General features: G+C 62.9%; 12 protein-coding genes. 8 read left to right on the top strand and 4 right to left on the bottom strand.

The window, feature by feature from the left end; translation table 11 throughout:
- Window positions 1-22: 22 nt before the first annotated feature.
- Complete coding sequence (locus tag ACVWSC_RS10075; protein WP_442113494.1) at window positions 23-9196, bottom strand: amino acid adenylation domain-containing protein; 9174 nt, start codon at window positions 9194-9196, stop codon at window positions 23-25.
- A 257-nt stretch (window positions 9197-9453) separates the two neighbouring features.
- On the opposite strand from ACVWSC_RS10075, the gene ACVWSC_RS10070 reads away from it, so the two are divergent.
- From ACVWSC_RS10070 to ACVWSC_RS10035, 8 genes are read left to right on the top strand one after another with little or no spacing between them, the layout of a single operon-like run.
- Entirely contained in the window at window positions 9454-10647 is a 1194-nt protein-coding gene (locus ACVWSC_RS10070; protein WP_442113493.1) for a PepSY-associated TM helix domain-containing protein, read from the top strand.
- Window positions 10644-11180 (top strand): thiamine pyrophosphate-binding protein, encoded by a 537-nt coding sequence (locus tag ACVWSC_RS10065; RefSeq protein ID WP_442113492.1) that lies wholly within the window; start codon window positions 10644-10646, stop codon window positions 11178-11180. Before ACVWSC_RS10070 ends, ACVWSC_RS10065 begins: the two co-directional genes overlap by 4 nt.
- Window positions 11177-11497, top strand: coding sequence for a hypothetical protein (locus tag ACVWSC_RS10060; RefSeq protein ID WP_442113491.1), 321 nt, complete (start codon window positions 11177-11179; stop codon window positions 11495-11497). The genes ACVWSC_RS10065 and ACVWSC_RS10060 overlap by 4 nt, the downstream gene beginning before the upstream one ends.
- Complete coding sequence (locus ACVWSC_RS10055) at window positions 11494-12063, top strand: DUF6162 family protein (RefSeq protein ID WP_442113490.1); 570 nt, start codon at window positions 11494-11496, stop codon at window positions 12061-12063. Before ACVWSC_RS10060 ends, ACVWSC_RS10055 begins: the two co-directional genes overlap by 4 nt.
- 14 nt (window positions 12064-12077) lie before the next feature.
- Window positions 12078-12998 carry a metal ABC transporter substrate-binding protein gene (locus tag ACVWSC_RS10050; RefSeq protein WP_442113489.1) on the top strand — a complete coding sequence of 307 codons (921 nt, stop codon included), beginning with the start codon at window positions 12078-12080 and terminating at the stop codon, window positions 12996-12998.
- Window positions 12995-13744 carry a metal ABC transporter ATP-binding protein gene (locus ACVWSC_RS10045; protein WP_442113488.1) on the top strand — a complete coding sequence of 250 codons (750 nt, stop codon included), beginning with the start codon at window positions 12995-12997 and terminating at the stop codon, window positions 13742-13744. Before ACVWSC_RS10050 ends, ACVWSC_RS10045 begins: the two co-directional genes overlap by 4 nt.
- Window positions 13744-14643, top strand: a complete 900-nt coding sequence (locus ACVWSC_RS10040; protein WP_442113487.1) for a metal ABC transporter permease — start codon at window positions 13744-13746, stop codon at window positions 14641-14643. The genes ACVWSC_RS10045 and ACVWSC_RS10040 overlap by 1 nt, the downstream gene beginning before the upstream one ends.
- A complete protein-coding gene (locus tag ACVWSC_RS10035; protein ID WP_442113486.1) occupies window positions 14640-15557 on the top strand; it encodes a metal ABC transporter solute-binding protein, Zn/Mn family in 918 nt (305 codons plus the stop codon). Before ACVWSC_RS10040 ends, ACVWSC_RS10035 begins: the two co-directional genes overlap by 4 nt.
- Before the next feature lie 188 nt (window positions 15558-15745).
- Here the strand turns inward: ACVWSC_RS10035 and ACVWSC_RS10030 are convergent, their stop codons facing one another.
- Genes ACVWSC_RS10030 through ACVWSC_RS10020 form a run of 3 tightly spaced genes read right to left on the bottom strand, consistent with a single transcriptional unit; the run spans window position 15746 to window position 17794 of the window.
- Entirely contained in the window at window positions 15746-16492 is a 747-nt protein-coding gene (locus ACVWSC_RS10030; RefSeq protein ID WP_442113485.1) for a hypothetical protein, read from the bottom strand.
- Window positions 16493-16500: 8 nt separating this feature from the next.
- Window positions 16501-16989 (bottom strand): hypothetical protein, encoded by a 489-nt coding sequence (locus ACVWSC_RS10025; protein ID WP_442113484.1) that lies wholly within the window; start codon window positions 16987-16989, stop codon window positions 16501-16503.
- 49 nt (window positions 16990-17038) lie between these two features.
- The gene (locus tag ACVWSC_RS10020) at window positions 17039-17794 is read right to left on the bottom strand and encodes a hypothetical protein (RefSeq protein ID WP_442113483.1); all 756 of its coding nucleotides are present in this window, start codon (window positions 17792-17794) and stop codon (window positions 17039-17041) included.
- Between the last annotated feature and the right edge of the window lies 1 nt (window position 17795).

Genomic DNA, 17795 nt, shown 5'->3' with positions numbered 1-17795 from the left:
GCAAAAACGGTGAATAGACGGATTACAGGGCAGCGCCGGAGCGCCGCCGCTTGATCGGATGCAGGCCCTTGAGGCGCTCGGCACGCTGGCTGCTCTGCTGCGCCTGATGCTCGCGCCAGACCCGTTCGGCGGCGCTGCTCAGTTCGTGCAACGCGCCGGCACCGTCGAGCAGCGCCTGCAGCACCGCACGTAGCTGTTCGAACATCGCCTCCAAGGTGGCGGCAGCAAAGCGCTCCGGTGGGTATTCGAAGCTCAGGTGCAGGTGCTGTTCGTCGTTGTAGAACGCCACCACCAGATCCAGCTCGGCGGCCTGACGCCCGGAAGGAAAATCCTCGACCTGCAGGCCCCCCATCGACGGCAGACGGCCGACGCCCTCCTGGTGGATCAACTTGATCGAGAACAGCGGCGAACGCCCGCTGCGCCGTGTCAGGCGCAAGGCCTCGACCAGGCGTTCGAACGGCAGGTCCTGGTGATCGGAGGCTTCAACCACCGCTTCACGGCAGCGCTGAAGCAACTGCGGCACCGAGAGCCCGGCGTCCACATCCACCTGCAACACCAGCTGGTTGACGAAGAAGCCGACCATGCGCTCAAGCTCGGCATGGTTGCGGTTGGCGATGTCGGTGCCGATGCGCAGGCGATGCTCGCCGGTGCGCTGCTGCAGCACCACGTTGAACGCCGCCAGCAGCACACTGAACAGCGACTGGTTGCGCTGGCGGGCGAACTGGCGCAACTGCGCGCTCTGCTCGGCGCTGAAGGTGAAGTGGCTATTGCCGCCCTGGCCGTCGGCGGATGGCGCGGCGTTCGGGTCCTGCGGCAGTTCCAGCACGCTTGGCTGTTCACCCAGGCGCGCCTGCCAGTACTGCAGTTGACGCTGCAGCTCGCCGCCCTGCTCCAGCCACTGACGCTGCCAGCTTGCGAAGTCGGCATAGTGCAAGGTCAGGCCCGGCAATGTCGGCTCGGCCCCTTGGCTCAGCGCCGGATAGAGGCTGACGAACTCGTCGATCAGCACCCGGAACGAGCCATCGTCGGCGACGATGTGGTGCAGGGTCAGCAGCAACACATGATCGTCATCCGCCAGCTGCAGCAGGTGCACGCGCAGCAGCGGGCCATTGGCCAGGTCGAACGGCTGCGCCACTTCTTCACGGGCCAGTGCACGGGCAGCCGCTTCGGCATCGCCGAGGCCACGCAGGTCGGTATGGCGCAGGGTCAGCGGCAGGTCATCGCGCACCTGCTGCCAGGTACTGCCGTCGGCTTCGTGGTAGGTGCTGCGCAGCACTTCGTGACGCTCTACCAGCACCTCGAAAGCACGCTGCAAGGCAGCGTGGTCGAGGGCGCCGCGCAAGCGCAAGGCGCCGGGCATGTTGTACATCGAGCTGAGCGGTTCCAGGCTCCAGAGGAACCACAGGCGCTGCTGAGCAAAAGACAGCGGCTTGCGCCCTGCGCTCTCGACACGTTGCATGGGCGGTCGCGCCAGCGCAGCGCCCTGCCCGGCCAGTGCCTGCACCTGCGCGGCGAAGTCGCACAGCCGCGGGTGTTCGAACAGGCTGCGCAGCGGCACGCTCAGCCCCAGCTGTTGACGCAGTTGGGAAACGATCTGGGTGGCCAGCAAAGAGTGTCCGCCCAGCTCAAAGAAGTTGTCCTCGCGCCCCAGGCCCTCGACCCGCAGCACCTGCTGCCAGATCTGCCCGATGCGCTGCTCCAGCTCGCCACGCAGCGGCTCGCTGTTGCCCGCCACCATCGGCTCCGGTGCTGGCAGGGCCTTGCGGTCGAGCTTGCCGTTGCGGTTGAGCGGTAGCGCTGGCAACGCCAGTACCTGACTCGGCAGCATGTAATCGGGCAGTTGCGCACGCAGGGCCTGGCGCACTTCGGCAGTCAGTTCAGCACTGGTTTGCGTTGCCACGACCGGCACGGCATAGCCGATCAATTGCTTGCCGGTGGCGCTGTCATGCACCAGCACTGCGGCTTCGCGAATCATCGGCAAGGCTTGCAGGTGCGCTTCCAGCTCACCGAGCTCGACGCGGAAGCCACGGATTTTCACCTGGTGGTCGGCGCGGCCAATGTACTCCACCACCCCGTCAGCCCGCGCTCGCGCCAGGTCGCCACTGCGGTACAGGCGCGCGCCTGGGCGGCTGGCGAAAGGATCAGGCACAAAGCGTTCAGCCGTCAGCGCTGCCCGCCCGTGGTAGTTGCGCGCCAGCCCCGCCTCTGCGGCGATGCACAACTCGCCAGCCAGCCCGGTTGGCGCCAGCTGGCCATGCCCGTCAAGAATGTACAGCGCACGGCCCGGCAGCGCACGGCCGATGGGGATCGCGCCCTGACTGTCCGCCAGGGTACAGAGGTGGGTGCTGGACACCACCGTCGCCTCGGTCGGCCCGTAGGTGTTGAGCAGACGCACATGCCCGAGCCCGGCAGCGTGCCAGAGCTTGAGGCCTTCGGCCGACATCGCCTCGCCGCCCACGTGTACCTGACGCAGTCGCCCAGCGCTGCGCGGCGCGCTGGTCGCCCAATCCTGGGCCAACAGGAACCAATAGGCAGCGGGCAAGTCGGCAAGCGTGACGCCATGGGCAATGATCTGCTGGTACAGGGTGGCGGTGTCCCACAGTTCGTCGCCGCGCAGCACCAGGCAGGCCCCCACGCACAGCGGCGGGTAGCACTGTTCGACGAAACCGTCGAAGCTGAACGTGGCGAACTGCAACACCCGATCCTCAGCGCTGAGTTGCGAGTAGTCGGCGGCGATCACGCAGAACTCACGCAACGCCGCGTGCTCGATCGACACGCCCTTGGGCAGGCCGGTGGAGCCAGAGGTGTAGATCAGGTAGGCCAGATCACCGGCTGCGGCCAGGTTCTTCGGGTTGTGTTGCGGATACTCGGCCAGCCAGTCGTCACCCGCATCCAGCAGCAAGCAGGCAACACCCGCTGACACCTGCACCAGGCCAGGCTGCATCAGCAGCAGGCTCAGGGCGCTGTCTTCGATCATGTAGGCGAGGCGCTCGGCCGGGTAATCCGGGTCAAGCGGCACATAGGCGGCACCGGCCTTGAGCACCGCCAGCAGGCTGGTAATCATCAGCGGGCCACGGCGCACCGCCAGCCCCACGCGCTGGCCGGGGCCGACACCGCATTCACGCAAGCGGTGCGCCAGGCGGTTGGCGCGGGCGTTGAGTTGGCCGTAGGTGTACTGCTGGTCAGCGCTGATCAGCGCCAGTGCCTCTGGTGTGGCAGCGGCCTGACGCTCGAAGCGCTGGTGTACCAGCAGCGCACTGTCCGCCTGGTCATCAGCCGAACCGCACAGCGCCAGACGCTCGCGCTGTGCCTGCGCGGTGAGCAGGCCAAGGCTCGCCAACGGCTGCTGTGGGTTAGCGACGAACTGCTGCAGCAGACCGATCAGGCCATCGCACAGCTGAGCAACCTGCGCCGCGCTGAAGTGCTGGTGGTCGTGGCTGAAGGTCAGGTCGAGGCTGGCGTGCTGCTCGATACCCAACGTCAGCGGGTAACTGGTCTGTTCGTGATTGCTCACCGAGGAGAATCGCAGGCCTGCGGGCGCACCCTGCTTGAGTGCTTCGGCCACCGGGAAATTCTCGAACACCAGCAAGGTGTCGAACAACGCGCCCTGCTGCCCGGCCCAGCGCTGAATGTCGAGCAGCGGAGTGTGCTCGTAGTCGCGCAGACGCTGGTTCAATGCCTGGACTTCCTGCAACCAGGCGGCAACGCTCAGGGTTGGCCGTGGTGCGCAAACCACCGGCAAAGTATTGATGAACAGGCCGACCTGCTGCTCGATGCCCGGCAACTGCGCTGGCCGCCCGGCCACAGTCGCGCCGAACGCGACATGCGCCTGGTTGCTGTAGCGCTGCAGAAGCAACGCCCAGGCCGCCTGGAACAGGGTGTTGACGGTTACCTGTTGCTCACGGGCGAAGTCATTCAGACGCTGGCTGAAGGCACTATCCAGTACCTGCTTCAGCTCGCCATAGCCCACCGCAGTTGCCTCCCGCGGCAGGGTTTCGGCCAGCAGGGTTGGCGACTCCAGCCCCTCGACCTGGGCCTGCCAGAACGCCTGATCCTGCGCTGCGTCGCGCTGTTGCAGCCAGCCCAAGTAGTCGGCGTAGCGTCCGGCATGGCCGGCAGGCACCTGCCCGGCATAGTGCTGCAGCACTTCGCCCAGCAACTGGGCGTTGCTCCAGCCGTCCATGAGGATGTGGTGGCTGGTGTAGATCAACTGGTAGCTGTCCGGGCCGAGTTGAACCAGCAGCAGGCGCAGCAACGGCGCGCTGCTCAGCTCAAACGCTTCGCTGCGCTGTTGTTCAGCCATGGCCGCAAGCGACTGCCCGCTGCCCGGCAGCACCCGCAGCGGCACCTCAACTCGCCGGGCAATGGCCTGCAGCGGTTGCTCCAGGCCTTCCCAGTAGTAGCGGCTGCGCAGCACTTCATGGCGCGCCAGGGCAGCCTGCCAGCTGGCGCGGAAACGCTCGACATCGAGCCCGTCGATGCGCACCTGCAACTGGTTGATGTAGGCGCCGGCCTGCGTTTCGTACAGGCTGTGAAAGAGCATGCCCTGCTGCAACGGCGACAACGGATAGAGGTCTTCGACCGTCGCCCACTCGAGATTCAGGGCGTCGAGCTGCTGTTGATCGAGGCCTGCCAGGGGGAAGTCCGACGGCGTCACACCGGCCAGACCCGGGGTCAGGCAATGATCGAGCAAAGCCGTCAGTTCCAGCGCGTAGGCCTCAACCAGACGCTCGATGGTCGAGGCCTCGAAGGTTTCGCCACAGTAACGCCATTCCAGTAGCAGCTCGCCGTCGAACACCTGCCCTTCCAGGCTCAACGCGCTGGCCAACGGTGCCAGCGGGTCCTGGGCGCGGCCACTGCCTTCGCTGGCCGGGACAAACAGCGCGTCGTCACTGAACTGCTGGTCGAGCTGACCGAGGTAATTGAACAGAATGCCGGTCTGGGCCGGTAGCGGCGCAGCCCCCAGGTAGCGCAGCACGCCGTAGCCGATACCTTTGTCTGGCACCGCACGCAGTTGCTCTTTCACCGCTTTCAACGCTGCGCCCACCTCGCCCAGCGGGCTCAGGCGCAGCGGGAACAGGCTGGTGAACCAACCGACCGTGCGGCTCAGATCGACGTCGTCGAACAAGGCTTCACGGCCATGGCCTTCGAGCAGCACCAGGCAATCGGCCTGAGCGCTCCAGCCACACACCGCGCGCCCGAGGGCGGTCAGCAGCAGATCGTTGACCTGAGTGCGATAGGCTTGCGGCGCGCCTTGCAGCAGTTGCCGGGTGCGCGCCGCATCAAGGCGCCAGGTGCGTGAGCAGGCGCTGGCATTCACGCAGCGGCCGTGCGCGTGATCGTGTGGCAGGGCAGCCGCTTGCTGGGCATGCCAGAACGGCAGTTGCGCTTCGGCGCGTGGCAGGTAATCACGCAGGCGTGCGGCCCAATGCTGGTAAGCGCTGGTTTTCGGCGGCAAGGCCTGTTGGCGGTAAGCCTGTTGCAGGTCTTCGAGCAGCACCCGCCAGGACACGCCGTCCACCACCAGGTGATGCACGGCCAGCAGCAGGCGCTGACTGCCGTCGGCCATGTCGACCAACAGCGCACAGGCCAGCGGGCCATGTTCGAGGTCGAGGCTGGTTTGGGCGGCATCGCAGTGCTCGCGCAATGCTTGCACCGAGCTGGCCTGACGCCGCCACAGCGTCAACGGCACCGCCTCGGCATGCGCCTGCTGCCACTGACCATCGACTTGACGATAACGCAGACGCAAAGCGTCATGCTGCACCACCAGTGCCTGCAAGGCCGCTTCCAGCACGGCCGCGTCGAGGGGTTGGCGCGGGGTCAGCAGCACCCCTTGGTTCCAGTGCTGGCGTTGCGGTATGGCCTGCTCGAAAAACCAATGCTGGATCGGGGTCAGGGCCACCTCACCGTGCAGCGGCCCCTGCTCGATCAGCACCTGCGGCGCAAGCTCGACCGCGGCTGCCAGGCTGCGCAGGGTTTGATACTTGAAGACATCGGCCGGGGTCAGGCGCAGCCCGGCCTGGCGGGCGCGGCTGACCAGCTGAATGGCGATGATCGAATCGCCGCCCAGGGCAAAGAAATTGTCGTCCAGCCCCACTGTTTCAACGTTCAGCAGCTGTTGCCAGATCTGCGCGAGCAGTTTCTGGCGCTCGTTGCACGGTGCCTCGAAGCGCTGCTGACGTACAGCACCCGCGCGGGGCAATGCCTTGCGATCGAGCTTGCCGTTGGCGGTAACCGGCAGGCGCTCCAGGTGCAAGAAAAACCCCGGCACCATGAACGCCGGAAGGTGCGTGAGCAGTTGCGCCTGCAGTTCGCTGTTAATCGCCTGGGCATCCGCGCTGGCCTGGCTGAGCACCAGATAGGCGACCAACTGTTTGTTGTCCTGAGCCAGCACCACCGCTTCCTTGACCGCCGGGTGGGCCAGCAAGCCAGCCTCGATTTCACCCAGCTCAATACGCAGGCCACGGATTTTCACCTGATGGTCCAGGCGCCCGAGGTAGTCGATCACGCCATCCTGACGGTAGCGGGCCAGATCGCCAGTGCGGTACAGGCGCTCACCCGAGCCAAAGGGATCGACCACGAAACGCTCGGCGGTCAACGCCGGGCGGCGGTGGTAACCACGCGCCAGGCCGACACCGCCCAGGTACAACTCCCCCGCCGCGCCCGTCGGCACCGGGTTGAGTTCGGCGTCGAGAATATGGGTACGCAGGTTGGCAATCGGACGGCCAATCGGCACGCTGTGGCGGCCATCGTCCACACAGGTCCAGTGGGTGACGTCGATCGCCGCTTCGGTGGGGCCATAGAGGTTGAACAGCCCGGCCTGCGGCAAACGGGCAAACACCTGAGCCTGGGCATCGGCAGGCAACGCCTCGCCACTGCAGACGATGCGTTGCAGGCTGCTACAAGCTTCGACACCCGGTTCATGAATGAATGCCTGCAGCATCGATGGCACAAAGTGCAAGGTACTGATGCGCTGCTCGACAATGGTCCGGATCAGTTGCTGCGGGTCGCGGTGGGCGCCCGGCTGCGCCACCACCAGGCGCGCGCCGACCATCAGCGGCCAGAAGAACTCCCACACCGAAACGTCGAAGCTGAACGGGGTTTTCTGCAGCACGCTGTCAGTTGCGCTCAAGGCATAAGCCTGCTGCATCCAGGCCAGGCGGTTGAACAACGCCCCATGACTGTTGCCCGCACCTTTCGGGCGACCCGTGGAGCCAGAGGTGTAGATCACGTAAGCGAGGTTGTGTGCGCTGTTGCCATGCGCCGGGTTGCTGTCGCGGTAACCTGCGGTGTCGAGCGTGTCCAGGCACAATGCCTGCAGATCGGCCTGCTGCGGCAGACGCTCGCGCAACGCCGAGTGAGTCAGCAGCAGCTGTACGCCACTGTCTTCGACCATATAGGCCAGCCGCTCGGCCGGGTAGTCTGGGTCGAAAGGAACATAGCCACCGCCAGCCTTGAGGATGGCCAACAGCCCTACGACCATTTCCAATGAGCGCTCCAGGGCAATGCCGACCAGCACTTCCGGCCCGACACCCGCCTCGATCAACCGATGTGCCAGGCGGTTGGCACGGGCGTTGAGCTGGGCATAGCTCAACTGCTCTGCGGCAAACACCAGCGCCGGAGCATCCGGAGTGCGTACGGCCTGGGCTTCGATCAGCCAATGCACGCAGGGGCCGTCGGCATAGGTGTGGGCCGTGTTGTTCCAGTCCAGCAGCTGGCGCTGACGCTCTTCGCCGCTGAGCAGCGGCAGGTCACCAAGACGCGCCTGCGGCTGATCGACGATGCCGTGCAGCAGGTTCAGCCAATGGCCGCGCAGTTGCTCGATACTGGCATGCTCGAACAGGTCGCAGGCGTAAGTCAGTGCCGCATGCAGGGCGCCGGATTTTTCCAGGGTATCCAGGGCCAGGTCGAACTGCGTGGTGCGCCCACCCAGCTCCAGCCGTGAGGCCTTGAGGCCGTCAACGATGTGCAACTGCTCGACATCGGCCACAACGGGCTGGTGGTTATACAGCACCTGAAACAGCGGCGAATGGCTGGTGTCACGTTCCTGCTGCAGGGCGTTGACCAAGCGTTCGAAAGGCAGCTCCTGGTGCGCCTGGGCGCCAAGCACGGCGGCCTTGACCTGGGCCAGCAGCGCGGTAAACGGCAAGTCACTGGCGGGCTGCGCACGCAACACCTGGGTATTGACGAACAGGCCGATCAGCCCCTCGGTCTCGGCCTTGTTGCGCCCGGCCACCGGCACGCCGACGCGGATGTCGCACTGACCGGTGTAGCGGTGCAGCAAGGTGTGGAAGGACGCCAGCAACAGCATGAACAGGGTCACGCCCTGCTGCTGAGCCAGGCTGCGCAGGCGCTGGGTCAACGCAGGCGCAATGGCGAACTCCAGGCGAACTCCGCAATAGCTGGGGCTGGCCGGGCGCGGAAAATCGGTGGGCAGCTCCAATACCGGCTGTTCGTCACCCAACTGCGCCGTCCAGTATTCCAGCTGGCGCTGCAACTCGCCCGATTCCAGCCAACTGCGCTGCCACAGGGCATAGTCGGCGTACTGGATCGGCAGTGCCGGCAACTGCGGCGCAGCACCGGCCACACACTGGGCGTAGAGGCGGCTGAACTCGTCGATCAGCACATTCATCGACCAGCCATCGGCGACGATATGGTGCAAGGTCACCAGCAGCACATGCTCCTGCGCGGCCATGCGCACCAGGCACACGCGCAGCAGCGGCCCCTTGTGCAGGTCGAACGGCAGGCGCGCCTGCTCGCCCATGCACTCGGCGAGGAGAGTGTCGCGCTCGGCCAAATCGGCGAAATCATGACGAACCAGCGCCAGTGGCCCGGCAGGCTGCAGGCACTGAGCCCAAACGCCATCATCGAGGCTGAACAAGGTGCGCAGCGGTTCATGCCGTGCCACCAGCGCTTCGAAGGCCGCCTTCAGCGCTTCGACGTTAAGCTCGCCCTGCAAACGCACCGCACCGGGCAGGTTGTAGGCGGCGCCCTGCGGGTCGAGCAACCACAGCAGGCCCATGCGCTGCTGGGCGTACGACGGCAACGCGCGTTGCGGGCTGTCGACACCGGCCGGAATCGGCAGCATGGCGAAGTCCACCCCTTCCCGGCCCAAGGCCTGCAGGAACACTCGGCGCTTTTCCAGCGGCAAGGCAATAAAGCGACGGGCTAGCTTGTCGGCGTCTTCGGGTTTCATGCTGGGTTTCTTCCTTCTTGTTCACGCGTAGTGCCTGGAGCACTCGTATGCAGATAGGAACGAAACTCAATTCGATGGATTTAGCCCTTGTGCAAACCCCCGGGCCAGACGCTTTGAAATATTTTTTTGCATTTTGACTAGCAGGTTTTCGATTCTCATTCGTCCTATATAGAGAACAACACCGACCACCTACCGTGCTCGACGCCTGGGTGATGCTTTGCATCGCCCCCATTTTTTTCGAAACAAGACCTGTACTCATGTCGAAAAAGTCCCGCTCAAAACTCTGGTTCCTGGTGCACAGCTGGCTAGCGCTGCCCATCTGGTTCTTCGTCCTGATCGTTTGCGTCACCGGCACCCTGGCGGTACTGAGCCAGGAGATCGTGTGGCTGGCCAACCCGGATGTGCGTGCCAACAAGCCCAGCGATGACAGCCCCCTGCTGAGCTACCAGCAAGCCTACGACGCCATGCTCAAGGCCGAGCCAGACCTGGCGGTGAACTACATCAGCCGCCCCGGCGAAGACCATTTCGCCCTCACCGCCAGCGTCACCTACCCGGATGGCACCTCGCCCATCCTGTATGTGAACCCCTACACCGGAGTGATCCAGGGCAAGAGCCCGACCTTCGATTTCGAGGCCTTCACCCGTGCCCTGCACGGCTGGTGGCTGGTGCCGTTCACCAACGGCTACAGCTGGGGCTGGTATTTGGTGTCGCTGCTCGGCCTGCCGATGCTGGCTTCGCTGGTCACCGGGCTGGTGGTGTACAAGCGTTTCTGGAAGGGCTTTCTCAAGCCGACCCTGCGCCTGGGCCAAGGCGCGCGAATCTTCTGGGGCGACTTCCATCGCCTGAGCGGCATCTGGTCGATCTGGTTTATCGCCACCATTTCCGTCACCGGCATCTGGTTTCTGATCCAGGCGATTCTGGCCGATAACCACGTGACCATTTCCAGCGAACCGATCGTACCGGCGATTTCCCGCGAAGACGTGCCGCGCACCGCCAACGGCGAAGTACCGCCGCGCCTGAGCCTGGATGACGCCGAGCGCGCCGCCATGCAGCAGTTCCCGGGCCTTGAGGTGTCGTTCATCAGCCTGCCGGGCAATGCCTATTCGCACTACTACATGGGCGGGCGCGGCTGGTATCCATTGATGTTCGAGACCGTCAACGTCAACCCGTTCAACAACAAGGTCGAGGCTTCGTTCATGGTCGGCGACCGCTCGACCCTGGAGTTTGTCACCGAGTCCATGCGCCCCCTGCACACCGGCGACTTCGGTGGCTTGTGGGTCAAGCTGATCTGGGCGTTCTTCGGCATTTTGCTGTGCATGATGGTGTTCAGCGGCCTGTTGATCTGGACCAAACGCACCGCCCAGGCCACCGCTGCCGCGCTCAAGCGTGAAGCGCGTACCCCACGCAAGGACACCGCGACCAGCCCATCGCCTTCGGAGGCCAGCCTATGAGCAAGGCAGCAGTGATCGAGCAAAGCCCGCTGCGGCGGTGGTGGCTCAAATGGCGCTTTCACCTGAACATTCTGCTGTTGCTGATACCGCTCGGGCTGATGCCCAAGTACCTGCATGAAGCCTCGATGAACCGCGGCGAAATCGGCCTGGGCGAGCGCGAGCTGGGTGAGCTGACGGCCGGCAAGTGGAGCGTGCAGATTGCCGAGCGCTTCGACGAAGCACCGCGCTCCGACGGCCCGGCCGGCTACTTCAAACAGTTCAAGATTGCCCTGTGCAGCACTTGCACCGACGTCAAGGCGGTGTACCTGCGGGTGGGCAAGCCGCGCAGCCTACGCGCCGCCGGTGCATTGTTCTCCGGCACCCCGTATCGCATGACCGGCGTGGTCAACATCCCGGTCAAGACATCCCCCGACGCCGATCTGTGGCTGACCTTCGAAGGCTGGGACGGCAGCATGCAACAAGTGTCGATCCCCCTGAGCAAGGCATCGCCGGCCACCGTCGCCTGGCTGAAACAACAAGGAGGCAAATCATGATGTCCAAGGCCCGCAGGCTGCTCCTGCTGCCGTTGTTGCTGGGTGCGGCAAGCCCGGCGCTGGCGCACAACCCGATGTGCGAATGCAAGCCGATCGACGGCGGGCAGATCGAATGCACCGGCGGTTTTTCCGATGGCAGCGGCGCACCGGGCGTGACCCTCGACGTGATCGGCTACAACGAAGAAATCCTTGTGCCGGGCAAGCTTGGCGAGAACTCCAAACTGACCTTCAAGCGCCCTGAAGGCGAGTTCTACGTGCTGTTCGACGCCGGCCCCGGCCACGTGGTGGAAATCGACTACGCAGATATCGAGCAATGAGCCGGGTGCAAGTGGTACGCCCGGCCGGTGCCGGGCATGAAACCCTGTATGTGCTGCTGGTCAGCCTGCTGATTCTGGCTGTGGCTGCCGGCATTGTCGCCCTGCGCGGCGAGCGTCACGACGAAGTCAGCATCGAAGCCCACCAGCTCGATGCCCGCCGTGACCTCAACGCGGCCGAACAAGGTGTGTACGCCGACCTGCGGGTGGCGTTCGAAGAAATCCAGCTGCGCCGCGAAGAACAGCCAGGCCTGCTCGACGTTGCTGTGCTGGCCGAAGAAGGCTTCCCGCCGTTCGTTGTGGACGCCAGCAGCGCCAGCCGAGGTGAACACCAGTGGCAGCGCCTGGGCGAACAGGCCTACCTGGGCCTGAGCCAGTCAGCCACGGTGGCGGGTAGCTTCCTGCTGCTGGTGCCTGCCGCCCATGACGGCGCTGCCGACGTCTGGCTGCAGCGCAAAGCTGACGCCAGCGTACCCACCGACCTCTCCCCTACCGCCCTGATCGGCGCCGGTTGGCAGCAGATCGCCGCCCACTATGACGCCGGCGTCACCCGCCAGCATCGCCACTGACCCAAGGACGCCCCATGTTTCGCTCCCGCCTCGCCCGTCGTCTTTTGACTGTGTTGCTTGCCTGTACCCTGCCCGTGCTGGCCCAGGCTGACAGCCAGGGCAAACCGCTGCGCATCGGCATCACCCTGCACCCGTACTACAGCTACGTGAGCAACATCGTCGGCGACAAAGCCGAGGTGGTGCCATTGATTCCGGCCGGTTTCAACCCCCACGCCTACGAGCCGCGCGCCGAAGACATCAAGCGCATCGGCAGCCTCGACGTGGTGGTGCTCAACGGCATCGGTCACGATGACTTTGCCGACCGCATGATCGCCGCCAGCGAAAAGCCGCAGATCACCGTGATCGAATCCAACACCAACGTGCCGCTGCTGGCGGCCACCGGGGTAGCGGCGCGCGGTGCGGGCAAGGTAGTCAACCCGCACACCTTCCTGTCGATCAGTGCCAGCATCGCCCAGGTCAACAACATCGCCCGCGAGCTGGGCAAGCTCGACCCGGACAACGCCAAGTACTACAGCCAGAACGCCCGCGCCTACGCCAAGCGCCTGCGCAAGCTGCGCGCCGACGCCCTGGCCCAGGTCACCGAAGCACCCGGGGCGGAATTTCGCGTTGCTACCATTCACGCCGCCTACGACTACCTGGTGCGTGAATTCGGCCTGGAAGTCACCGCTGTGGTCGAGCCGGCCCACGGCATCGAACCCAGCCCGAGCCAGCTGAAGAAAACCATCGACCAGCTCAAAGCCCTGGACGTGAAAGTGATTTTCTCGGAGATGGATTTCCCTTCGGCCTACGTCGAAACCATCCAGCGTGAGTCTGGGGTGAAGATCTACCCGCTGACCCACATCTCCTACGGCGACTACAGCAAGGAAAAATACGAGGTCGAGATGAAGCGCAACCTCGACACCGTGGTGCGGGCGATCAAGGAGTCCAAGGCATGACCGTGGCTGAAACCGTCATTACCCAGGCCCGCGGGCCAGGTATCGAATTCGCCGCCATCGACCTGACCCTGGGCCGTACGCGCATTCTCGATCAGGTCAGCTTCAAGGTCGCCGCTGGCAGCGTGCATGCCTTGGTCGGCCCCAACGGTGGCGGCAAGAGTTCGCTGGTGAAAACCCTGCTCGGCCAGATGCCCCATCAGGGTCAACTGACCTTGACCTGGCCGGGCGATACCCAAGTCATCGGCTACGTGCCCCAGGCCCTGGAGTTCGACCGCGGCCTGCCCATGACTGTCGATGACTTCATGGCTGCCATGTGCCAGCGGCGCCCGGCGTTTTTAGGCCTATCGCGCAAGGTGGCCCCAGCCATCGATGCGGCGCTGGAGCGGGTCGGCATGCTCGACAAACGCAAACGGCGCATGGGCGCGCTGTCGGGCGGTGAACGCCAGCGTGTGCTGCTGGCTCAGGGCCTGATCCCGGCTCCGCAATTGCTGGTACTGGATGAACCGATGTCGGCACTCGACGAAGCCGGCATCCAGGTGTTCGAACGCCTGCTGCTGGACTGGCGCGCCGCTGGCACCACGGTGCTGTGGATCGAGCATGACCTGCAAGCCGTGGCGCGCTTGGCCGACAAGGTCACCGGACTCAGCCGCCGGGTGCTGTTCGATGCCCCACCGCAACAAGCGCTGACACCGGAGCGCCTGCTCAGCCTGTTCTCCATCCATCCCCGCAGCGAGAGCATCGCCTGATGAACTACGAAGAAATTCGCCTGCTGATCCAGGGCTGGGCCAGCGCTGGCTACCTGCCTGAAGCCCTGGCCTATGGCTTTGTGGTCAACGCCTTGCTGGCGGGCTTGATGATCGGCCCGGTGCTTGGCGGGCTCGGCACCCTGGTGGTGGTCAAGCGCTTTGCCTTCTTCTCCGAAGCTGTTGGCCACGCCGCGCTGACCGGCGTGGCCATCGGCATCCTGCTCGGTGAACCCTACACCGGCCCCTACGGCAGCCTGTTCGGCTACTGCCTGCTGTTCGGCATCCTGCTGAACTTTTTGCGCAACCGTACCGGGCTGTCACCCGACACCCTGATCGGCGTGTTCCTCTCGGTGTCCCTGGCCCTGGGCGCCAGCCTGCTGCTGATGCTGGCCGGCAAGATCAACGTGCACATCCTCGAAAACGTACTGTTCGGCTCGGTGCTCACTGTCAGCGGCCAGGACCTGCTGGTACTCGGCATTGTCGGTACGCTGGTGCTGTCCCTGGCCCTGCCGTTGTACAACCGCATCATGCTCGCCAGCTTCAACCCGCAATTGGCAGCGGTACGCGGGGTGGCGGTGAAGAGCCTGGACTACCTGTTTGTGGTGCTGGTGACCCTGGTCACCGTCGCGGCGGTGAAAGTCATTGGTGCGATTCTGGTCGGCGCCCTGCTGGTGATTCCGGCGGCGGCGGCGCGCCTGATCAGCCAGTCGCTCAAAGGTTTCTTCTGGGCCTCGGTAGTGATCGCCACCCTGAGCACCCTAGTGGGCATCTTGCTGCCGATCGTCTTTGACCTGCCGGTGCCTTCGGGCGCGGCGATCATCCTCGTCGCCGGCTGCTGCTTCGCCCTCGCCGCCCTGGCCCGCGGCCTTGTTCCACGCCTGCAAGGAAACCCGGCATGACCTTCGAACTCAAACACCTGTGCCTGGCCCTGGCGCTGGCCACCCTGCCCGCCTTGAGCGTGGCCCAGCCCCCACCGACAGCGGTACAGCAACACGCCGGCGTTACCGTACTGGCTTCACTGCCGGTCACCCACGCCCTGGCCAGCGCCCTGCTCGACGGCACCTCGGTCACCCTGCAGCGCGCCGCGCCGGCCAACATTCCCGCGTCGCGGCAGCCGTCGTACTTCAGCGGTCGTGGTGCTGCGAGCCTGCAAAAGGCCGCAAGCCAGGCCGATGCGGTAATTGCCCTGCGTTCGATCTGGAGCGACGACCCGCTGTACCCGGTAGCGCGACGCAGCAACATCCGCATCGTTGAAATCGACGCCGCGCGCCCGGTAGACGGCGCACTGCCGGGGATCGCCGTGCAAGGCAACAACGCCTTTGCCGCCTACCCCTGGCTCAACCCCAGCAACCTTGGACGCATGGCCGACGTACTGGCCAACGACCTCGGCCGCCTGAGCCCGAGCGAACAGCCGAAGATCCAGGCCAACCTGGCCACCTTCAAACGCCAGTTGCTGGAGCTGAGCGCCAGCAGCGAGTCGCGCCTGGCCGACGCCGACAACCTCAGCGTGGTCAACCTCTCCGAACGCCTGGACTACCTGATCAGCGGCCTGAACCTGGACTTGATCGATCACCCGCGCGTGGCCGACGATCAATGGGATGCTGCTGCCCTGAAACGCCTGGGCGATGAGCTCAAAGGCCAGGACGTGGCCTTGGTGCTGCACCATAAACAGCCAAGCCAGGCCGTACTGGATGTGATCACGGCATCGGGCGCCAGGCTGGTGGTGATCGACACCGGTGCGCCAGACACCGTTGCCGGGCTCAAGGCCGGTATCGAGCAAGTCGTCAACGCGCTGGTCACCCGCAAAACCTGAGTCCATTGGTAGACGCGGGTTTGGCCCGTTTATCGCCTCGCGGGGCAAGCCCGCTCCTACAGGTAGGAGCGGGCTTGCCCCGCGAGGCGATGCCAGAAGCGCACAGATCCAGCCACTTCCGCAGCGTACAGCCACCGCCATTAGATAAAGGCCCTCCCCTGCTTTCAGTGGCAGCATCGCCTCTTCAATTAATACTGCGGTACGTCAGCCTTGGTTTTGATGAACGGTATATCTGGAGAAAGATAAGACCTAATAAGATCAGCCACCTCTGTTTTTTTATTTCTTTTACAAAACACATTAACCCCGCCATGTGTAATATGGTCCTTACCCTTCAAGACGACGCCATACTTGAACTCTACGATCTCTCTATTGGTCACAACAGCGAGCCGCTCTATATCAGCCCACTTAAATGCAAAGTGGTGATATTCAGTTTGCAGCTCCTGGTACTCTTTTGAGTTTGCCATCAAAAGATACGTCAAGCCTATCCCTCCCGGCCCTATTAGCGCGCCGAGTAGAAATAATGGGTCAATGGTCGCCATGAAAACAAAAACAACCGCCGCCACACCAGTTAACCACTTCAGAAATGTCAACGCCCATTTTGGAAAATCCTTCCACTCACAGTGCTCCAACCCGGACTCAGTAAGTCGATAGACGCAACTTATACGTTGATGGGTCATAGATGAAGTCACAGACAACATAAGAGTATAAAAAAAAACGCATGACAACGTTCGCCACGGCTGATCCATTCCCTCATACACAGAGTACATAACGAATGCACACCCCAATATAAAAATAGCCATAAACAAAAACATGCCGTTAGCCACAAATATATTGTAATTCCGCGCCTTAATCGTCCACGCCATCAACTCAGGCTCATGCGCAAACTTCCACTCCAGCTGCGGCGGTAGCTCAAGGGGCTTATTAAAAATGAACATGTTTAAACTCAACCATCACTTGAATTGGGGACTGACAACTTCAACAGCTTGCTGCACGGGCCATAGATCACAACACAGTCTGTTTCTCGCAACTCCCCACTAACGGCATCGCTGACTCGGTCAGCCTCACTCGCCGCCCACTTCAGCGCCAACCGGAACATGTAACTGTGACCGCTTGAGCCCTGCCACACACCGGACGGGTATTTAACCTCCAGCTCAAGAAGCGGGTTATCCGTTGGATCATTGATCCAAACTTGCCATAGGCGGTGTTGATCCTGCGGGGTGTAAGTGAAGTCGGTTAAGCGCAGGCTGCTGCCCGGAACATTGGGTAGCTCACCGAGTAGCTTCGGATCGACCCAATGGCCATTTAGAAACTGATCGTAGAACCTGTTGTGCTCGAAGTCCGTGAGGTTTTCTTCCGATGTCCACCGGTTCACGACCGTCGGTTGCAGGGTCAACTCTTTACCGGCCAACGCTGCCGGTACTTGAATCTGCACCCAGAAATCAGTCGCCTTCCTGGCGTACCCATTTGGAGTGTTTGTTCCGTCAATCAGTACTGAGCGGAACGTTGACCTTGGCCCTGATGAAAGGAACGTCCGGAGAAAGATAAGGCCTTATGATCTCCGCTACTTTTTCTTTCTGCTTTCTCCTGCAAAAAATGTTCAAACTCCAACGGGTTTCAAAGTCATCTCCTTCCATGGTTATTGCGTATTTCAAATCGACCACCTCTCGATTGCTTGCAATGGCAAGCTGCGTAAAATCCGCCCATTTAAATGCATAGTGATGGTATCGGGTATGCATTTCCCGGTAATTTTTTGAGTGCGCCATCGAAAGGTACGTCAACCCCATCCCCCCTGGACCTAACAACGCACCCAACAAAAATGAAGGATCGATAGTCGCTATGAAAAGAAAAATGACCGCCGTTATCCCTGTAAGCCATTTTAAAAATGTTAAAGCCCACTCCGGAAAATCCTTCCAAACACAATACTCAACTCCAGAGCCAGAAATTCGATAGGCAAAATTCACTTTTTGATGAGTCATACTAAGAACTGCACAAGTTATGATCAAATAAAAACAAAAAGCCACTACAATCCTGAACAACACCCCCTCGCCTGGAGCCGGCATCGAATACACACTATAAGCCCCAAACACTATCAGCACAGACATAAAAGCAAACATGCCATTAGCCACAACCGTATTATAATCACGCGCCCGAATCGTCCAGCCCAACAGCTCTGGCTCATGCGCAAACTTCCACTCAAGCTGCGACGGCAGCTCGAGTGGCTTATTGAAACTTAACATA

It is taken from the genome of Pseudomonas sp. NUPR-002 (genome assembly GCF_056322725.1).
This window is presented reverse-complemented; position numbering and strand designations above follow the sequence as displayed.